We start from the raw sequence: 2,254 nt of genomic DNA, 5'->3' as shown, positions 1-2,254 counted from the left end.
GATTGATCCGCAGTATTCATCGTCGCGATGATAAATACGTTTTCTGGGATCGTGAATTTAGCCCCAGAGTGAGAGAGGAACCGCTCTTGTCCGCGTTTATCTTTTTCAAGCAGAGTGATGATTTCGCCAAATATTTGCGGAACGTTGCCACGATTAAGCTCATCAATGACGAGCACGTATCGTGGTGGTGTTCGGTTTTCAGGTGTAGCTTCTAAGGCCTGAGCGGCTTCGATACAGATTTCCCGGAAGATCCCCTTCTTCAGTCCATATGGTGAGCCGTTCGATATTTCGGTTCTTTTCTCGTTCTCTTCCGCTGAATCCACAGCAGCTATCCCATTTGACTCCTCCCTATCTCCGGTGATCGTGTATCCCTCTATGAAATCTTCGTACGAGAAGGAAGGATGGAACGTGACGGACTCAGTTTGATACGTTCCTGGATCTGTTCCTGGCTGCTTACCCGTCCACAGCCTCGCAAATCTCTCTGCGAAGAATGTCTTTCCTGTCCCGGGTGGTCCGTACAGGATGACCTGTCTTTTCCTCTCAAGCTGACGGGCCAAGTGACGGGCGAAGTTCCCATCTAACGACCAGTTCTCATACGACCAAAAATCAAACTGGAGTTCGCCTCTTGCTTCTCTAATAAATGCCTCAACTGAGTCGTACTCATATGTGAGAACCTGACTCTGTCTCTGATCGAGTCGACTCCACTGTTGCTTTGGGTGGCTCTCCCAGCCAAAAAGCTCGAATAATTCTTCTTCTGAAACCACGGCATCATATACCTCTTCAAAGTAGATAGCAGTATCAAGAGTTGATATCGGAATATCAACCGTATCCGCTTCTAACACGGTTGTAACGGCCATATATCCTCTGTCCACGTGATGGAACAGAATTACGTCTCCTCTGGTCAGTCCACCAACGGTGTCGAGTTCATTACTGTCACATAGCCAGTATCGAACTGAATTATTCTGATACTCTTCGATGAAGAGGGGATCATCCGACTCAAGAGTTTCGTCGGACTCGACGGTACTTTCGTACCTCTCATCTGTGTTATTGCTTTTTGGCACGTGAACTGAGATTACTTTCTTATTTTTCCGCTCAATAAAAGGAAGAGTAACTGACTGATCCGTATCATCTGATGTAGTCGTCTGCGTCCCGGACTCAGATCCTTCTAAATCAATTTCAACATTCGCTTCCTGAGATGCGTTTTTATGGGGTGTGGAATCATGATCGGATCCGAGGAGGGGCAGAATATCCGGTGTCCCATATTCGTCCTGTAAGTTACTGTATACCTCTTCGCCTTGAGTAGAGAGTGTATATTCGTTAGCAGAATTCAAATCGATTACTCCTGCCAGTCGTAACCAGTCAGCCCGCTGCTTAGCCTGGCTCTTCGACTCCCAATCTAAATCGTATTTCTGGTTTAAGATTGTCTGTAGTTGGCTCACTCGCAACGGAACAGTGGAAACCAGTGCGATCGTGTCATAGAACCCGATGAACGTTTCGCAGAAAGATTTTATTAGTACCATCGGGGTATCAGGGGACCCTTCTCGCTGAAGTTCACTTAGTACCTGTTCACCAGTAGGCCGCAGTTCAATAGTCCGTGAATTTCTGCTAACGCGGACTAAACCCATCATCTCCATTTGCGTGAGCCATGACTGCGGTACTGCCGAGGCCGAATTCACTTCACGTTGATAGCCTGATTGAACCTCTTTAAGCTCTGGACCGTAATTCTCGATTGAAATTAGAAAGTGAGCCAATCTACTGAGCTTCTCTGTTGCTGTCTTGGAGAACAACGTCAGAGAGGATCGCAGATTTTCATCATCCATGATTAATTGGAAATCTAAACTCTATAATAAATTAATTACGGGTACCTGCGAATCTCTCCCACTTTCAGGAATAGGCACGTGATGTAATTTTCAGCATCGGGAACGCAACGTTTCTAAGCGTGTCTGCCAAGTGGACAGTATATTCAGATGAGCAGATGGAGCGACGATCGCGCTGATCACGAGCACGAGGCGATCGAGGCCTTTCTGCGGAGCCACTTCCCGAGTACCTACTTCGAAAATCAATCGGATCTATCCGAATACGACGGCTCAGACAAGGAAATCTCTGACGCGGAGCGTGCGATAATCGAGGCGCTCGTGTCCGAGGCGGAGACGCAGTTCAAATCCTCCAAGGGAACGCTCGGGCTCGCGATCGACTTCGTCGTTCTCGCCGAGGAGTTGGCGGAACACGACGACTGGCTCGCCGGCTTCGACCC

1 protein-coding gene is annotated in these 2,254 nt (G+C 48.0%); it reads right to left on the bottom strand.

Features of this window, described 5'->3' with window-relative positions; genetic code table 11:
• Positions 1-1,820: McrB family protein (locus EXE45_RS16325; protein WP_158294282.1), on the bottom strand; the 1,820-nt coding region annotated here is incomplete at its 3' end.
• Positions 1,821-2,254: the final 434 nt, after the last annotated feature.

Origin of the sequence: Halorubrum sp. SP9 (assembly GCF_005435015.1) — an archaeon.
Lineage (GTDB): Archaea > Halobacteriota > Halobacteria > Halobacteriales > Haloferacaceae > Halorubrum > Halorubrum sodomense.
Note: the sequence above shows the minus strand (reverse complement) of the source record. Positions and strands in the feature narration are given on the sequence as shown.